Raw genomic sequence first — 16,076 nt, 5'->3', positions numbered from 1 at the left:
GCTATGCGCATGGCCAACAAACCCACCGCAACAACTGCTGAAAAACTTGCCACCATCCAGCAGGGGTACGCCCTGGAAGGTGCCACCATCGAGCTGGGCGCGGCGATCGTCGATGGTGAAATCCACAAGGAGGCCCAAGTCCGGCTCCCCTTGGCCATGATGAACCGGCACGGCTTGGTCGCTGGCGCCACCGGTACTGGCAAGACGGTCACGCTGCACATGATTGCCGAACAGCTCTCGACGGCGGGTGTTCCGGTTTTCCTCGCGGACATCAAGGGTGATCTTTCCGGACTGGCCACGGCTGCAACGGGCAGCGAAAAGTTGAGCGCACGAACAGAAGCGCTCGGGCAGCAGTGGCAGGGAAAGAACTTCCCCGTCGAATTCCTCAGCCTGGGCGGTGACGGCAACGGAATCCCGATCCGCGCCACCATTACCTCGTTCGGGCCCATCCTGCTCTCGCGAATCATGGACCTCAACGACACCCAGGAATCCAGTCTTCAGCTGATCTTCCACTTTGCGGACAAGAACAAGCTGGAACTGATCGACCTCAAAGACCTCAGGGCCGTGATCCAGTTCCTCACCTCGGACGAGGGCAAGGAACAGCTGGAGGACCTTGGCGGACTCTCCAAAGCCACAGCCGGCGTCATCCTGCGGGAACTCGTCACCCTCGAGGCACAGGGCATGGAGAAGTTCTTCGGCGAACCGGAGTTCGATACCGCCGAGCTCCTCCGCACCGCCCCCGACGGCCGGGGCGTGATCAGCTGCCTTGAGCTGCCCACCCTGCAGACCAAGCCCCTGCTGTTCTCCACGTTCCTCATGTGGCTCCTGGCGGACCTTTTCGAAGACCTCCCCGAAGCCGGCGACCTCGACAAGCCCAAACTGGTGTTCTTCCTGGACGAGGCGCACCTGCTCTTCAGCGACGCCTCCAAGGCCTTCCTCGAGGCCATCACCACCACGGTCCGGCTCATCCGTTCCAAAGGCGTAGGCATATTCTTCGTCACCCAGACGCCCAAGGACGTCCGCCGATGTCCTGGGCCAACTTGCCAACCGGATCCAGCACGCCTTGCGCGCGTTCACCCCGGAGGACGCGAAGGCCCTCAAAGCCACGGTTTCCACATTCCCCGTCAGCGATTACGACCTCGAAGAGACGCTCACCTCCGCCGGCATCGGTGAGGCCGTCATTACCGTGATGAACGAAAAAGGCGCGCCCACACCTGTTGCCCTCACCCGGCTCCGTGCCCCCGAATCCGTGATGGGCCCCAGCGCCGATGACCTGATCCGCAGCACCGTGGCCTCGTCTTCCCTTCTGGTCAAGTACGGGACGGCCGTAGACAACGTGTCCGCCTACGAGAAACTCACTGGCAACGCCGCGCCCTCCACCGGCGACGCCGCACCCGGATTGCCGCCGGTTCCCGCCAGCGCTTCAGGTTCTGGCGCTTCAGGTTCTGGCGCTTCCGGGGGTACGCCCTACGACATCGACGCCGAAGCGCGGCGCATCGAGGAAGAGATCCTCGGCCGCCCGAGTTCCCGTCCGGCGCCTGCACCCTCCTCGTTTCCTGCGCCGGCTCCCGCGCCCCAGCAGGCGCCGCAACAGTCATCCCAGCAGGCGTCGCAACAGGATAGTGGCATGTTCGGCGACCTCGCCGGGGCACTCGGCGGAGCCTTGGGCGGCGGGCTGAAGAGCATGGTCCGCTCCATGGGGACACAGCTGGGCCGCGACCTCATGCGCGGCGTTTTCGGTACCTCCTCGCGGCGCCGCCGCTAGCCCTTTTTGACTGTCAAAAGCCCGACGGCGGGTGGCGGCAAAGCTTGCTGCCACCCGGCGTCGGGCCCTCCAGGAAGTGTCTTCGCAGGTCACGCTGACGCCCTCATGCACAGCTATCGCTGCCGCGGCAGGTAACGTAAAGGGCGTGCAGTTGAGTCAAGCGATAGTCAGGACCGCAGCCGGATGGCTGCTCGGTCTGATGCTTGCTGCCGCCGGAGCCATCGTCTGCATCAACCTGGTGAGCTCCTCCGTGGCCAGTCCGCAACAGCCTGTCCGGGAGTATTTGGAGGCCTTGCAGAAGGGCGAAGGCGAGCAAGCCCTGGGTCTGTTGCGGGCAAAAGTTCCCAGTGCAAATGCCGCCATGCTCGACGGCACGGCACTGCAAACTGCTGCTTCCAAACTGTCCGACATCAAACTCGGAAATGCCGAGTCCAGGGGCAGCAACCGTGTCGCCGTTCCCGTGGATTACACCTTGGACGGCAACCGGCTCCACACCGAATTCCTGATGGAGCGCACCGGGACCCAATGGTTGTTCTTCGGCAAATGGGCTTTCGTTCCCACCACGCTGCCCACCCTTGAAGTCACCGTCGTCAACTCCAATGAAGCAGCACTCAACGGCGTCCCTGTGAACATGCCCAATGGTCACAACACTTTTGCCGTGTTCTACCCCGGCAAATACGAAGCCAGCCTGAACGGCACCTACTTCGAGGCTCCGCCGGCCTCGTCCCTCGTTTCAAGCCGCGATGGCGGCCAGGCTCCCTTGAACCTGCAGACGCGGTCAACCAAGGCCATGAACGAAGCCGTTGCCGGTAAAGTCCGGGAGTTCCTGGATACTTGTGCCGCCCAAGCCACCGAGCAGCAGCGCCTCCAACCTGATTGCCCGTTTTACCACGCCAGCAATGCGCGCGTCGTCGACGGAACCATCAAGTGGGAAATTACCGAATACCCCAAGATCACCATTGAACCCTTCGGCGGCAAATGGGTTGTAGCCCCGCTCAATGGCAAGGCAAGGGTTTCCGCCCGCGAGATCAATTTGTTCACCGGCCTGGTCAACGACCTCAACGTCGAGCACGATTTCAGCTTCACCACCCAGCTGGACACTGACAACAACACCGTGACGGTCACCCCGATGCTAACTTTCTAGGCGCCGCCGCCGCAGTGGCCCACCTTATCCCAACATCCCTGAACAGGACACGCGCCAAGGTTTCGATCAAGGAACCCGCCCCACGATCAACTTTTGCAAGGACTTCACGGGCCCGCCTAGCCCAGTTCCGGAGAGGCTGGGGGTATGAAGAAGGCCCGGGTCCTCCCCCTCAAGGGTCAAACCCGGGCCAGTTCAGCAGGCTTAGTCCATGCCGCGGAGATCGAGCACCAACTCTGATTCACCGTCAGCCTGCAGAATAACTGGGATGCCCCAATCCTGCTGGTACAGGTGGCAGGCCGCGTGGTCCGGAATCTCTCCGTCCGCGGTTTCAGGTCCGTCACAGGCGGCCGCACGGGCAGTGATGTGAAGGATGCCCTCGGGCACATCGGGCGACAATTCGATGGTACGCAACAAGCCCACCGACGTCCCGCCCCCGGAGACCAGCAGTTCAGGCGGAGTGGAAGAGACCTTCATCTGCGTGGGGTCGCCCCAGCGGTCATCAAGCTTCTGCCCGGTGGGGGCCTTGAAGCGAACAGCAAGCTCCAGGATTCCAGGTGTCACGGGGCTCTTGGGACGGTGGGTCTGGGATGCGCCCTCGTCCACCTGCTGGGCTTCCTTGGGGATCGGCACCAAAACCAGTTGATGCTTGTTTGACTCCACCACCACCAGCAGCGGCTCACTGTTGCCGTGATTAACCACGACGACGTCACTCGGCTCAGCCAGGCCACGCGCCAACGTTGACACAGTCTTCGTCGCGGGATCGTACCGGCGAACGGCACCGTTGTAGGTATCGGCGATCGCTACGGAACCGTCCGGCAGTACTGTGACACCCAAGGGGTGCTGCAGGCGTGCCTCAGTGGCGTCGCCATCACGGAATCCGAAGTCGAACAGCCCCTGGCCAACGGCCGTCTCCACCGTTACCCCGGTTTCGCCGAGCACCAAACGTCGCAGAGAGGAAGTCTCCGAATCGGCCACCCAGATGTTCTCATCGGCATCAATGGCCAAGCCGGACGACTGGGCGAACCAAGCTTCCTCCGCCACGCCGTCCAACAGCCCCTCCAGGCCCGAGCCCGCCAGAATGGAAACCTCGTTGCTCACGGGATCGAACGCAAAGATCTGGTGCGTTCCCGCCATCGCGATGACAACACGCTGCAACTTCGCGCTCCACACCACATCCCACGGCGAGGACAAAGAAACCCCGGTACCGAGGCCAAGCACCCCCACGTCGATTGCGTCGGCAGCAAAGTCAGCCGGACCGCCGTCGTGGTGTTCGGACCAGGCGCCTGCGCCCGTCTCGGTGACACGGGCAGGGCCGGCGTCAAGCAGGCGCTGCACACCGTTGCCTGCAACAGTCCGGACATGCCCTGAACTCAACGTCACACCCCGAAGGCGGTGATTCACGGTGTCTGCGACCACGGCGTCATAACCGAGCGTGGAAGCGAGCTCCGCCGGAAGAACAGCTACGCCTTGCGGCTCGTTGAACTGGGCCGTGTCCGTCTGGCCGTCCGCATACCCCTTGGTCCCGGAGCCAATAACCCGCTCAACGGTTTTCAGGTCTGGGTGCAGCTCCACCAAGCGGTGGTGCCCGGAGTCGACGACGAGGTAGTTGCCGTTGGCCAACTGCGTCGTTTTGCCGGGGAAGCGCAAAGTTCCCGACGTCGGGACTGGAGCAACGTACGGACCGTCGCCACGGTGAAGGGTCCCCTTTGCTTCGTGCTCCGCAACAAGTTCCTCAAGCAGCACAGCGAGGCCGTCTGCGTGGCCTTCGCCGGAAAGATGCGCCACGATGTAGCCCTCCGGATCCACAACCACCAGCGTGGGCCAAGCACGGGCTGTGTACGCCTTCCACGTGGCCAGCTCAGGGTCGTCCAGAACCGGGTGGTGGATCTCGTAACGTTCCACGGCAGCGGCAAGGGCAACAGGATCGGCTTCGTGCTCGAACTTGGGCGAATGCACGCCGACTGTCACCAGAACATCAGAGTACTTTTCCTCGAGGGGCCGGAGCTCGTCGAGGACATGCAGGCAGTTGATGCAGCAGAAGGTCCAGAAATCCAGCAGCACAATTTTGCCGCGCAGGGATTCCAAGTCAAGGGACTTGCCGCCCGTATTGAGCCAGCCGCGGCCCTCCAGTTCGGAGGCCCGGACCCGGAGTTGGGTGCGTACGGTTTCGCTCATCAGCGTCCTTCCAGCTTCGTGTTTCGTTCGGTCTTGCTGCTTGCTTGGTCAGCGTTTTCCTCTGGGGTGGCGCCTGCCGGGGCGTCACCTGTTCGGGTAGCTTCACTCGTTTGTGTAGTCGCGGCCGCCGGGGTGGCTGAGGCCGGTCGGCCGGCCAATTTGGCATCGCGGTCAGCGAGCCGGGCAAACATATCGTTATAAGCACTGAGATCGGCGTCGTTATTCCTATCGGCCGCGCGGTCCACCCGTCGGGTCTCCCGCTCGTCCGAGCGCGACCACATGACGGCCACGCCGATTGCCACCAGCAAGGTGGGAACTTCACCAATGCCCCAGGCCACAGCGCCGCCCATTTGCTGGTCTGCAATGGCCGAGGCACCCCAGGTCCGGCCCAAGTTGCCAAAGTAGTCAGCAGCCAGCAGGCCAGTACCGCCCATGATGGCCACGCCAAAGAACGCGTGGAACCCCATGGTTGCGAGCAGGAGCAGCAGGCGCATGGGGTACGGCGCCCGGCGCGGCAAAGGATCACTGCCGATCATGCTGAGCACAAAAATGTAGCCGGTCAGCAGGAAGTGCAGATTCATGAGCTCATGCCCGACGTGCTCCCGCATCGCCAGGCCGAAAAGGTCTGAGTAGTAGAACAGCACGATGGATCCCGCGAAGTTCGCAGCGGCGAACAGCGGATGAGTCACCACCTGCGAGAACCGGGAATGGACGAACAGGAGCAGCCACTCCCGCAGACCCCGCGAACCGTGGGCGCCTTCACCCCGGGAAGGGAGTGCACGCAGGGCAAGGGTCACGGGCGAACCCAACACCAAGAAGATCGGTGCCACCATGGTCAGGGCCATGTGATCCACCATGTGGGCAGAAAACAGTACGCGGCCATAGACCGCTGGCGGACCCGAGGTGATGTAGGTGAGAATCACCAGTCCAATCATCCAGTTCACCGTCTTGAACCAGGACCAGCTATCCCCGCGCTTGCGGATCTTGATGATCCCGAGGACGTAGGACACGGCGCCGAATAAGGCGACTCCCACCCACAGCCAGTCAAAACGCCATTCCGTAAGCCAGCGTTCTGGCGTAAGTTCAGGCGGAATCTCATAGCCGGACAGGATGAAGGCCGGCGAGGCGTCGGGTGCGTATGTAGTGGGCTGTGGCGGGGCCGAGCGCCCGAGCGCCACGGCGAGGCCCGACGTCGCGCCCATCACCAGTAGCTCAACCAGAACCAACTGCCACAGCACCCGGCGGGCAGACATCGAACCGCTCTTCCCCAGCTGAGGTATGACCCACTGGCGATGCATGAAGCCGATGCCACCCAGCACCAGGGTGGCAAGTGCTTTGGCAAGGATGAGCTGGCCATAGGCAGAGCCAAACAGATCGCCCAGGTTCGTCACGCGGATGGCTGCGTTTATCACACCGGACGCAAACACGAGGACGAAAGCAAAGCCTGCCAGGGCCGAGAACCTTCGGAGGGTCGGTTCGGTGATGTCGCTCGTCCCGGACCTCCTGGAAGCAACGAGCAATCCGGAAAGGACCGCGAGCATGATGATGCCTCCCACCCACACGGAGACTCCAACCAGGTGAAGGCCCAGCGAGTTGATGGCGCCTTCGTGATCACTGGAGCTGGAGGAGTGACCGATCAGGGCGGTCGGAACCAGCCCGATCAGGGCAAGCAGCAGCGTAAAGGCGAGGCCAGTCAGCGATCGGACTCCGAAGAGCGCGGTGGTGACTACCGCAGCAATGATAGTGATGGACAGCCAAGCCTTGCCCGTATCTATGTCCGTCATGAAGTACACCAGCGAGCGGGTGAATTCAGCGTCGCCGGAGAGTCCCTGACCCGCGACATCCGCGTAGGTCAATACCAGGACCGCTACGGCGGACAGTGTCCAAGCGGCACCCGCCGCAGCAGCAACGGCAAGGGCCCGCGCAAAAGCCGGATGCTCCTGAGCCTCCAGATCCTTTTCACGGGATCGAGACGCCTTGAGGTTCTTGGGCAGGATGCCGACTGCGAAGATCAGGCCACCAATAACTGTGGCGATGGAAACGTTGTGGACGGCTTTCGCCACCGGCAAGCCCCACCGGACCAGCGCTCCGGGGTCTGAGACCTGGCGGGCAGCAGAAGCACCGGAGAAGATGAGGGCCGCAGCCAAAGTCAGGAAGAGCACCGCCAGTCCAGCAAGCTGCCATGGGATGGAAATGCCCGTGACGGCATTGCCTCCCCGCGCTCCCGGCTTGGGAACAGGCGATGGGGCAGTTGCGGAGCTTCTTGCTGATGGCACCTATCCATTGTCCGTTACGTGTGGCTGGGCTGCGAATCGGGAAGCATTTGGGGAGGAGAAGTGGGCACGGGCGTGAGGATGCCGCCTTTGGCGTGCGGGACAAGTGAATGCTTAACGGCAAAAGGGGCGGCAACCAGTTGGTTGCCGCCCCTTTCAGGCGTTCGCCGAAGCGGAATTACTTCTTCTTGGCGACAGCAGCCTTCAGCTTGGAGCCTGCGGTCAGCTTAACGCTGTGGCCAGCGGCGATCTGGATGGTTTCGCCCGTCTGCGGGTTGCGGCCGGTGCGTGCTGCACGGTCGGTGCGCTCAACTGCGAGCCAGCCCGGGATGGTGATCTTCTCGCCAGCGGCAACAGAAGTCTCGAAAACTTCGAACAGTGCATCGAGCACGGAGTTGACGGCTGCCTGGCTCGTGCCAGCCTTGCCTGCTACCTCTGCAACGAGTTCACTACGGTTCTTAGCCATTTACGTCCTCCTGGACTAATACGTTTTTTGAGCTTTCAAGCGGAATGCGAGCAAGCCACTGCTCGAAAACTTACCAGCTTGCACCGGCTTGGCCAGCAAATTCCGCGTGTTTCCGCGCTTTTTTGACCAAAATCACCGGTTTTTCAGGGTTTTTGGGGCTGTGGACCACACATGGCGTACCCTTCGGCGTTGAATAGGCCTCCAGCCATGCGTACGAAATCACGACGCCGACAGCCACCGCCGGGAGTTGCAGGCGGCTAGTCATCCCGGCTTCAGAGCATCCAACCGCCGTGGATCAGAAGAGAATTCGCTGATACAGGACATGGTCCTGCCACTCGCCTGCTATGTGGAGATACGACGGCGCCATGCCGATCCGCTCAAAGCCGGATCGTTTGAGGACTGCCTGCGAGGCTGCGTTGTGCATCAGGGTTGCAGCTTGGATACGGTGGAGTCCCAGATCGTCGCTCGCCATGGAGAGAACCGCCGCCACCGAAGAAGTGGCAACACCCTTGCCGGCGAACGCTTGGTCAACCCAATAACCCAGGTTGGCGTTCATGAACGGTCCGCGGACTATCCCCGTCAAAGTGATCATGCCAATGACATCCCCGTCATGGAGAACTACCCACGGCACCTCCGTGCCTGCGGCATATTGGTTCAGTTTGCTCCGAACAACAGCCTCTTGCCCTGCCGTGCTATAGAACGCCTCGCTGCGCCGTGGTTCCCATGGGGCGAGGTACTCTGCGTTCCGGGAATACGCGGCCGCCAAGGGTCCGACGTCAGACAGGGACAAAGTCCGAAGGTGGACTTTCCCGTTCACGGCGTTCCCAGAGGGGACATCCAAGATTCGGGTCAGGGTCATCCTGCGACTCTAGCGTGTTTGATTGTCTCTTAAATGTGGGAGACCCCCCGACCCGTGGTGTGGGTTGGGGGGTCTCGACCTAATGTGTGTCCGGCGGTGTCCTACTCTCCCACACCCTCCCGGGTGCAGTACCATCGGCGCTGTGGGTCTTAGCTTCCGGGTTCGGAATGGGACCGGGCGTTTCCCCCACGCTATGACCGCCGTAACCTTGTTACCCGTTCCCCGCACCGGTTTGGGTGGCGGGGTGGGAAGACTGTGGTTACAACATGTGTGTTCCCTCGATGTTGAGGGTCCTGTGGTGTTGTGTATTCAGTTGTGGTTTGGTTCCTGTGAGCAACGGGTTGTTGTTCGGGAACCACATAGTGGACGCGTGCAGTGTTTTGTGTGTGGTGTAAGTTGTTGGCCTATTAGTACCGGTCAGCTTCACGAGTCTTTGGTCCTCGCTTCCACATCCGGCCTATCAACCCAGTGGTCTGGCTGGGGGCCTCTCACACAAATTGTGTATGGAAATCTCATCTTGAAGCGAGCTTCCCGCTTAGATGCTTTCAGCGGTTATCCCATCCGAACGTAGCTAATCAGCGGTGCACTTGGCAGTACAACTGACACACCAGAGGTTCGTCCGTCCCGGTCCTCTCGTACTAAGGACAGCCCTTCTCAAATTTCCTGCGCGCGCAGCGGATAGGGACCGAACTGTCTCACGACGTTCTAAACCCAGCTCGCGTACCGCTTTAATGGGCGAACAGCCCAACCCTTGGGACCTACTCCAGCCCCAGGATGCGACGAGCCGACATCGAGGTGCCAAACCATGCCGTCGATATGGACTCTTGGGCAAGATCAGCCTGTTATCCCCGAGGTACCTTTTATCCGTTGAGCGACGGCCATTCCACAATGTACCGCCGGATCACTAGTCCCGACTTTCGTCCCTGCTTGAGATGTCTCTCTCACAGTCAAGCTCCCTTGTGCACTTACACTCGACACCTGATTGCCAACCAGGCTGAGGGAACCTTTGGGCGCCTCCGTTACTTTTTAGGAGGCAACCGCCCCAGTTAAACTACCCATCAGGCACTGTCCCTGACCCGGATCACGGGCCGAAGTTAGATGTCCAAAGTGACCAGAGTGGTATTTCAACGATGACTCCACCCGAACTGGCGTCCGGGTTTCAACGTCTCCCACCTATCCTACACAAGCCACTCCGAACACCAATACCAAACTATAGTAAAGGTCTCGGGGTCTTTCCGTCCTGCTGCGCGTAACGAGCATCTTTACTCGTACTGCAATTTCGCCGAGTTTATGGTTGAGACAGCGGGGAAGTCGTTACTCCATTCGTGCAGGTCGGAACTTACCCGACAAGGAATTTCGCTACCTTAGGATGGTTATAGTTACCACCGCCGTTTACTGGGGCTTAAATTCTCAGCTTCGCCCCCGAAGGGGCTAACCGGTCCTCTTAACCTTCCAGCACCGGGCAGGAGTCAGTCCGTATACATCGTCTTGCGACTTCGCACGGACCTGTGTTTTTAGTAAACAGTCGCTTCCCCCTGGTCTCTGCGGCCCACACCCGCTCCACAGAGCAAGTCTGTATCACGGGGCAGGCCCCCCTTCTCCCGAAGTTACGGGGGCATTTTGCCGAGTTCCTTAACCATAATTCTCTCGATCGCCTTGGTATTCTCTACCTGATCACCTGTGTCGGTTTGGGGTACGGGCGGCTAAAACCTCGCGTCGATGCTTTTCTAGGCAGCATAGGATCACCGGATCCCCCCGAACGGGGGTCCCATCAGATCTCAGGAGCGTGCTCGAAGCACACAGGAACGGATTTGCCTATCCCTGACCCTACATCCTTGGACCGGGGCAACCATCGCCCGGCCCGGCTACCTTCCTGCGTCACACCTGTTAATACGCTTACCTCCCGGGATCAGGTCCCGCGCTCGGCCAAAACCCACACACCACAAGGGTGGGCGGGCAGGCTCCGGGCGGTTAGTATCCCCCGCTTGGCATGGGCGGTTTTTCGCCGGTACGGGAATATCAACCCGTTGTCCATCGACTACGCCTGTCGGCCTCGCCTTAGGTCCCGACTTACCCAGGGCAGATTAGCTTGACCCTGGAACCCTTGATCATTCGGCGGACGGGTTTCTCACCCGTCTTTCGCTACTCATGCCTGCATTCTCACTCGTGTAGGCTCCACCGCTGGTTTCCACCGCGACTTCACTGCCCACACGACGCTCCCCTACCACTCCACACCCCTGAACCACGAAGGCTAGGGTACTGTGTGAAATCCACAACTTCGGCGGTGTACTTGAGCCCCGCTACATTGTCGGCGCGGAATCACTTGACCAGTGAGCTATTACGCACTCTTTCAAGGATGGCTGCTTCTAAGCCAACCTCCTGGTTGTCTTCGCAACTCCACATCCTTTCCCACTTAGCACACGCTTAGGGGCCTTAGTTGGTGGTCTGGGCTGTTTCCCTCTCGACTATGAAGCTTATCCCCCACAGTCTCACTGCTGCGCTCTCACTTACCGGCATTCGGAGTTTGGCTGACGTCAGTAACCTTGTAGGGCCCATCGGCCATCCAGTAGCTCTACCTCCGGCAAGAAACACGCAACGCTGCACCTAAATGCATTTCGGGGAGAACCAGCTATCACGGAGTTTGATTGGCCTTTCACCCCTACCCACAGCTCATCCCCTCCATTTTCAACTGAAGTGGGTTCGGTCCTCCACGACGTCTTACCGTCGCTTCAACCTGGCCATGGGTAGATCACTCCGCTTCGGGTCTAGATCACGCCACTACACTCGCCCTGTTCAGACTCGCTTTCGCTACGGCTACCCCACACGGGTTAACCTCGCGACGTAACACTAACTCGCAGGCTCATTCTTCAAAAGGCACGCCGTCACCAGAATCAGACTGGCTCCGACGGATTGTAAGCACACGGTTTCAGGTACTGTTTCACTCCCCTCCCGGGGTACTTTTCACCTTTCCCTCACGGTACTGGTCCGCTATCGGTCATTAGGAAGTATTTAGGCTTATCAGGTGGTCCTGACAGATTCGCACGGGATTTCTCGGGCCCCGTGCTACTTGGGATCCTCTCCAGGCGGTACACAACATTACGGTTACGGGGCTCACACCCTCTCTGGCCGGCCTTTCAAGACCGTTCACCTATGCCTGCACTACACACCCCACCAGTCCGGCAGAACCAGTACGGAAAGTCCCACAACCCCGCCCATGCAACGCCCGCCGGCTATCACACATGGAAACGGTTTAGCCTGATCCGCGTTCGCTCGCCACTACTAACGGAATCACTCTTGTTTTCTCTTCCTGCGGGTACTGAGATGTTTCACTTCCCCGCGTTCCCCCCACGCACCCTATGTGTTCAGATGCGGGTCACACAATCACCATGACAGCGTTGTGCGGGGTTTCCCCATTCGGACATCCTGGGATCAACGCTCGGTTATCAACTCCCCCAGGCTTATCGCAGATTCCTACGTCCTTCTTCGGCTCCTAATGCCAAGGCATCCACCGTGTGCCCTTAAAAACTTGACCACACAAAGATCAAACTCTCGTTTGACCATGCATCATCTATTCGAGAGAACCACGACCACAAGGGCCAGGTTCATTCATAAGAAATTGCTGTAGGAACACACACACGTGTGTGTTCCAGATGCTCGCGTCCACTATGTAGTTCTCAAACAACAACCCCATCAACCAGACCCCCGGACACCACAACCCACACACCCACAAAAGGAGCGGAGCCGCTAAACAGTGACCGGTGATACCGGAAGCAGGAACAAAAGAAACACCAGAAGATGCCCCAAATGCATTGCTGCAAAAAGGTCCTGTTGCCTCAGGACCCAACAGTGCGCCAAACACAACCCACACAAACCACGCCCCAGCGCGTTCCTGACACCACCACACCCCCAAAGGGACGCGGCACTGCCGTACTAACACCAGGACACAACCGGAAAGGCCATGCCAAAAAAGTTTGATTCGTTGATGTTTCCACCCATGAGCACCCACCGCAGAACAGACGCCTGCGCAATGGGCAACACTGACAACCCGTCATCCACCCATGCAGGCAAACAACACAGCTGTTAGCAGCTCCTTAGAAAGGAGGTGATCCAGCCGCACCTTCCGGTACGGCTACCTTGTTACGACTTAGTCCCAATCGCCGGTCCCACCTTCGACGGCTCCCCCCACAAGGGTTAGGCCACCGGCTTCGGGTGTTACCAACTTTCGTGACTTGACGGGCGGTGTGTACAAGGCCCGGGAACGTATTCACCGCAGCGTTGCTGATCTGCGATTACTAGCGACTCCGACTTCATGGGGTCGAGTTGCAGACCCCAATCCGAACTGAGACCGGCTTTTTGGGATTAGCTCCACCTCACAGTATCGCAACCCTTTGTACCGGCCATTGTAGCATGCGTGAAGCCCAAGACATAAGGGGCATGATGATTTGACGTCGTCCCCACCTTCCTCCGAGTTGACCCCGGCAGTCTCCTATGAGTCCCCGCCATAACGCGCTGGCAACATAGAACGAGGGTTGCGCTCGTTGCGGGACTTAACCCAACATCTCACGACACGAGCTGACGACAACCATGCACCACCTGTAAACCGACCGCAAGCGGGGCACCTGTTTCCAGGTCTTTCCGGTTCATGTCAAGCCTTGGTAAGGTTCTTCGCGTTGCATCGAATTAATCCGCATGCTCCGCCGCTTGTGCGGGCCCCCGTCAATTCCTTTGAGTTTTAGCCTTGCGGCCGTACTCCCCAGGCGGGGCACTTAATGCGTTAGCTACGGCGCGGAAAACGTGGAATGTCCCCCACACCTAGTGCCCAACGTTTACGGCATGGACTACCAGGGTATCTAATCCTGTTCGCTCCCCATGCTTTCGCTCCTCAGCGTCAGTTACAGCCCAGAGACCTGCCTTCGCCATCGGTGTTCCTCCTGATATCTGCGCATTTCACCGCTACACCAGGAATTCCAGTCTCCCCTACTGCACTCTAGTCTGCCCGTACCCACTGCAGAACCGGAGTTGAGCCCCGGTCTTTCACAGCAGACGCGACAAACCGCCTACGAGCTCTTTACGCCCAATAATTCCGGATAACGCTTGCGCCCTACGTATTACCGCGGCTGCTGGCACGTAGTTAGCCGGCGCTTCTTCTGCAGGTACCGTCACTTTCGCTTCTTCCCTACTGAAAGAGGTTTACAACCCGAAGGCCGTCATCCCTCACGCGGCGTCGCTGCATCAGGCTTTCGCCCATTGTGCAATATTCCCCACTGCTGCCTCCCGTAGGAGTCTGGGCCGTGTCTCAGTCCCAGTGTGGCCGGTCACCCTCTCAGGCCGGCTACCCGTCGTCGCCTTGGTAGGCCATTACCCCACCAACAAGCTGATAGGCCGCGAGTCCATCCAAAACCACAAAAGCTTTCCACCACCATGACATGCGCCAGATGGTCGTATCCGGTATTAGACCCAGTTTCCCAGGCTTATCCCAGAGTCAAGGGCAGGTTACTCACGTGTTACTCACCCGTTCGCCACTAATCCCCCAGCAAGCTGGGATCATCGTTCGACTTGCATGTGTTAAGCACGCCGCCAGCGTTCATCCTGAGCCAGGATCAAACTCTCCGTTGAAAAATAACAGACACAACCACACCCACCGGAAATAACGGCAAGACGCGGCTGCACAAAATTCGAAACCAGCTGAAAACCAGACCACCACACACGGGGGTGCGCAGCAATCCGGCCATAATTTCAACCAATCAATAAAACAATCGGCATCAACAAACTTGGCACACTATTGAGTTCTCAAACAACAGACACTACCGGCACCACCGGACCCCTAACAGGGCCACAGGATCGCTCCGGAGCAACTTTACAAACTTACCCGATCAACCCGATCCATGCAAATCAACGTTTCCGCGATTTCCGATCCGATCTTCGGCCCCACCCGGCACCGGCACGCCCAAAAGCGCACCATTTTCCAGGCTGTTATCAAAGGGGTTGGCCCCCGCAGTTCCCAGCACCAGGCTGTCTCACTCGCGGCGACTCAGAAGACATTACACGCCCACCAGCCCCGACACAAATCCACCCCCACACCAACCAAAAACCCCGCAAACACGTGCCAAACAGCCCTGTCCAGTGCTTGGAAGCAGCCCGGAAGCACCAAAACACCTTCCGTGAAGCCCGTCACACCAACCAAAACCCCACGACCCAACCGCCCAACACCAAACCCAACCACCGCCGTCGAACATTCCCAACCCCACACCAAGAACCAACAAGACATGAGAGAACAATGCTCGAAAACAACGACTACCTGAGAGAAGAACGGTCCAAACACCTCAGGATGTGAGAGAAGGATGCTCGAAAACAACGACGATGTGAGAGAACAACCGGGGGCGGGGGTCATCCGGCAGCGCGCGTCCAAGGGAGGAACGACCGAGCGGGCAGAGGATGACCCCCGCACTCGCCCCACCCACACGTCGGCACCATGGACAAGCACGCTTAAACGCAGAAAAGGCCGGCAACCATAACGGTTACCGGCCCTTTCAGAGCTTCGTGATTACCAGGAAGACTTGGTGATACCCGGGAGCTCACCGCGGTGAGCCATGTCGCGGAAGCGAACACGGGAGATACCGAACTTCTGGAAGGTGCCGCGGGGACGGCCGTCGATCTGGTCGCGGTTACGCAGACGGATCGGGGAGGCGTTGCGGGGCAGCTTCTGCAGGCCGAGGCGTGCAGCTTCGCGTGCTTCGTCAGTCGCGTTGGGGTCAACCAGGGTCTTCTTCAGTTCGAGACGCTTGGCAGCGTAACGCTCAACAATGACCTTGCGCTGCTCGTTGCGAGCAATCTTGGACTTCTTTGCCATGTGTTTAGCGCTCCTCTCGGAATTCGACGTGCTGGCGGATCTTGGGGTCGTACTTCTTCAAGACCAGACGGTCAGGATCGTTACGACGGTTCTTGCGCGTTACGTAGGTGTAACCCGTGCCCGCAGTGGACTTCAGCTTGATGATCGGACGTACGTCCTTGTCCTTTGCCATTAGAGCTTGACTCCTCGTGCCAGGATGTCGGCGACGACAGAGTCGATGCCGCGTACGTCGATTGTCTTGATGCCACGGGCTGACAGGGTCAGCGTGACGTTCCGGCGCAGGGACGGAACCCAGTAGCGCTTCTTCTGAATGTTCGGGTCGAACCGACGCTTGTTGCGGCGGTGCGAGTGCGAAATGCTGTGTCCAAAGCCCGGCTCGGCCCCGGTCACTTGGCAGTGTGCTGCCATGACTCTCCTCCAAAGATTGAATGTAACGGTGTGCAGATGTTCCTGCGTTACCGTGCGACAGGCAGCGTTCGCGTCCGATCCATACCATTTCGGTAGTTTCCGCATCAAGTACGGCGAAGAAGGTTGGGCCTCAGAA

The 16,076-nt window shown here is 59.5% G+C and carries 8 protein-coding genes, 3 rRNA genes and 1 pseudogene; 2 read left to right on the top strand and 10 right to left on the bottom strand.

Annotated features, from left to right (window positions below; all coding sequences use genetic code 11):
* Positions 1-3 precede the first annotated feature (3 nt).
* A pseudogene (locus ACTAQJ_RS19190) lies at positions 4-1,765 on the top strand (helicase HerA-like domain-containing protein).
* Between the two features lie 115 nt (positions 1,766-1,880).
* Positions 1,881-2,909 (top strand): hypothetical protein, encoded by a 1,029-nt coding sequence (locus ACTAQJ_RS19185; protein WP_431120335.1) that lies wholly within the window; start codon positions 1,881-1,883, stop codon positions 2,907-2,909.
* 201 nt (positions 2,910-3,110) lie between these two features.
* Here ACTAQJ_RS19185 and ACTAQJ_RS19180 read toward each other — a convergent pair whose 3' ends face one another.
* From ACTAQJ_RS19180 to rpmB, 10 genes are all read right to left on the bottom strand, one after another.
* On the bottom strand, positions 3,111-5,084 hold the full coding sequence (locus ACTAQJ_RS19180) for an NHL domain-containing thioredoxin family protein (RefSeq protein WP_498698532.1): 1,974 nt from the start codon (positions 5,082-5,084) through the stop codon (positions 3,111-3,113).
* Positions 5,084-7,360, bottom strand: a complete 2,277-nt coding sequence (locus ACTAQJ_RS19175; protein WP_498698531.1) for a bifunctional copper resistance protein CopD/cytochrome c oxidase assembly protein — start codon at positions 7,358-7,360, stop codon at positions 5,084-5,086. The genes ACTAQJ_RS19180 and ACTAQJ_RS19175 overlap by 1 nt, the downstream gene beginning before the upstream one ends.
* A 175-nt stretch (positions 7,361-7,535) precedes the next feature.
* Positions 7,536-7,823, bottom strand: a complete 288-nt coding sequence (locus tag ACTAQJ_RS19170) for an HU family DNA-binding protein (RefSeq protein WP_011776355.1) — start codon at positions 7,821-7,823, stop codon at positions 7,536-7,538.
* A 295-nt stretch (positions 7,824-8,118) separates the two neighbouring features.
* Positions 8,119-8,682, bottom strand: coding sequence for a GNAT family N-acetyltransferase (locus tag ACTAQJ_RS19165; RefSeq protein WP_498698529.1), 564 nt, complete (start codon positions 8,680-8,682; stop codon positions 8,119-8,121).
* An 88-nt stretch (positions 8,683-8,770) separates the two neighbouring features.
* Positions 8,771-8,887 (bottom strand): 5S ribosomal RNA (gene rrf / locus ACTAQJ_RS19160).
* 181 nt (positions 8,888-9,068) lie between these two features.
* A 23S ribosomal RNA gene (locus tag ACTAQJ_RS19155) occupies positions 9,069-12,214 on the bottom strand.
* 563 nt (positions 12,215-12,777) lie between these two features.
* Positions 12,778-14,298, bottom strand: a 16S ribosomal RNA gene (locus ACTAQJ_RS19150).
* Together the 16S, 23S and 5S rRNA genes form the textbook arrangement of a ribosomal RNA operon.
* Before the next feature lie 928 nt (positions 14,299-15,226).
* Positions 15,227-15,532, bottom strand: a complete 306-nt coding sequence (rpsN, locus tag ACTAQJ_RS19145) for a 30S ribosomal protein S14 (protein WP_216927432.1) — start codon at positions 15,530-15,532, stop codon at positions 15,227-15,229.
* A gap of 4 nt (positions 15,533-15,536) precedes the next feature.
* Entirely contained in the window at positions 15,537-15,704 is a 168-nt protein-coding gene (rpmG, locus tag ACTAQJ_RS19140; RefSeq protein WP_003798558.1) for a 50S ribosomal protein L33, read from the bottom strand.
* Entirely contained in the window at positions 15,704-15,940 is a 237-nt protein-coding gene (gene rpmB / locus ACTAQJ_RS19135) for a 50S ribosomal protein L28 (protein WP_011776361.1), read from the bottom strand. Before rpmB ends, rpmG begins: the two co-directional genes overlap by 1 nt.
* Positions 15,941-16,076: the final 136 nt, after the last annotated feature.

It is taken from the genome of Arthrobacter sp. alpha11c (assembly GCF_054149985.1).
Note: the sequence above shows the minus strand (reverse complement) of the source record. Positions and strands in the feature narration are given on the sequence as shown.

What these genes read in the sequence shown, in the direction of transcription:
- rpsN (WP_216927432.1), bottom strand. Translation starts at nt 15,532, where the DNA reads ATGGCAAAGAAGTCCAAGATTGCTCGCAACGAGCAGCGCAAGGTCATT.
- ACTAQJ_RS19180 (WP_498698532.1), bottom strand. Translation starts at nt 5,084, where the DNA reads ATGAGCGAAACCGTACGCACCCAACTCCGGGTCCGGGCCTCCGAACTG.
- rpmB (WP_011776361.1), bottom strand. Translation starts at nt 15,940, where the DNA reads ATGGCAGCACACTGCCAAGTGACCGGGGCCGAGCCGGGCTTTGGACAC.
- ACTAQJ_RS19165 (WP_498698529.1), bottom strand. Translation starts at nt 8,682, where the DNA reads ATGACCCTGACCCGAATCTTGGATGTCCCCTCTGGGAACGCCGTGAAC.
- rpmG (WP_003798558.1), bottom strand. Translation starts at nt 15,704, where the DNA reads ATGGCAAAGGACAAGGACGTACGTCCGATCATCAAGCTGAAGTCCACT.
- ACTAQJ_RS19170 (WP_011776355.1), bottom strand. Translation starts at nt 7,823, where the DNA reads ATGGCTAAGAACCGTAGTGAACTCGTTGCAGAGGTAGCAGGCAAGGCT.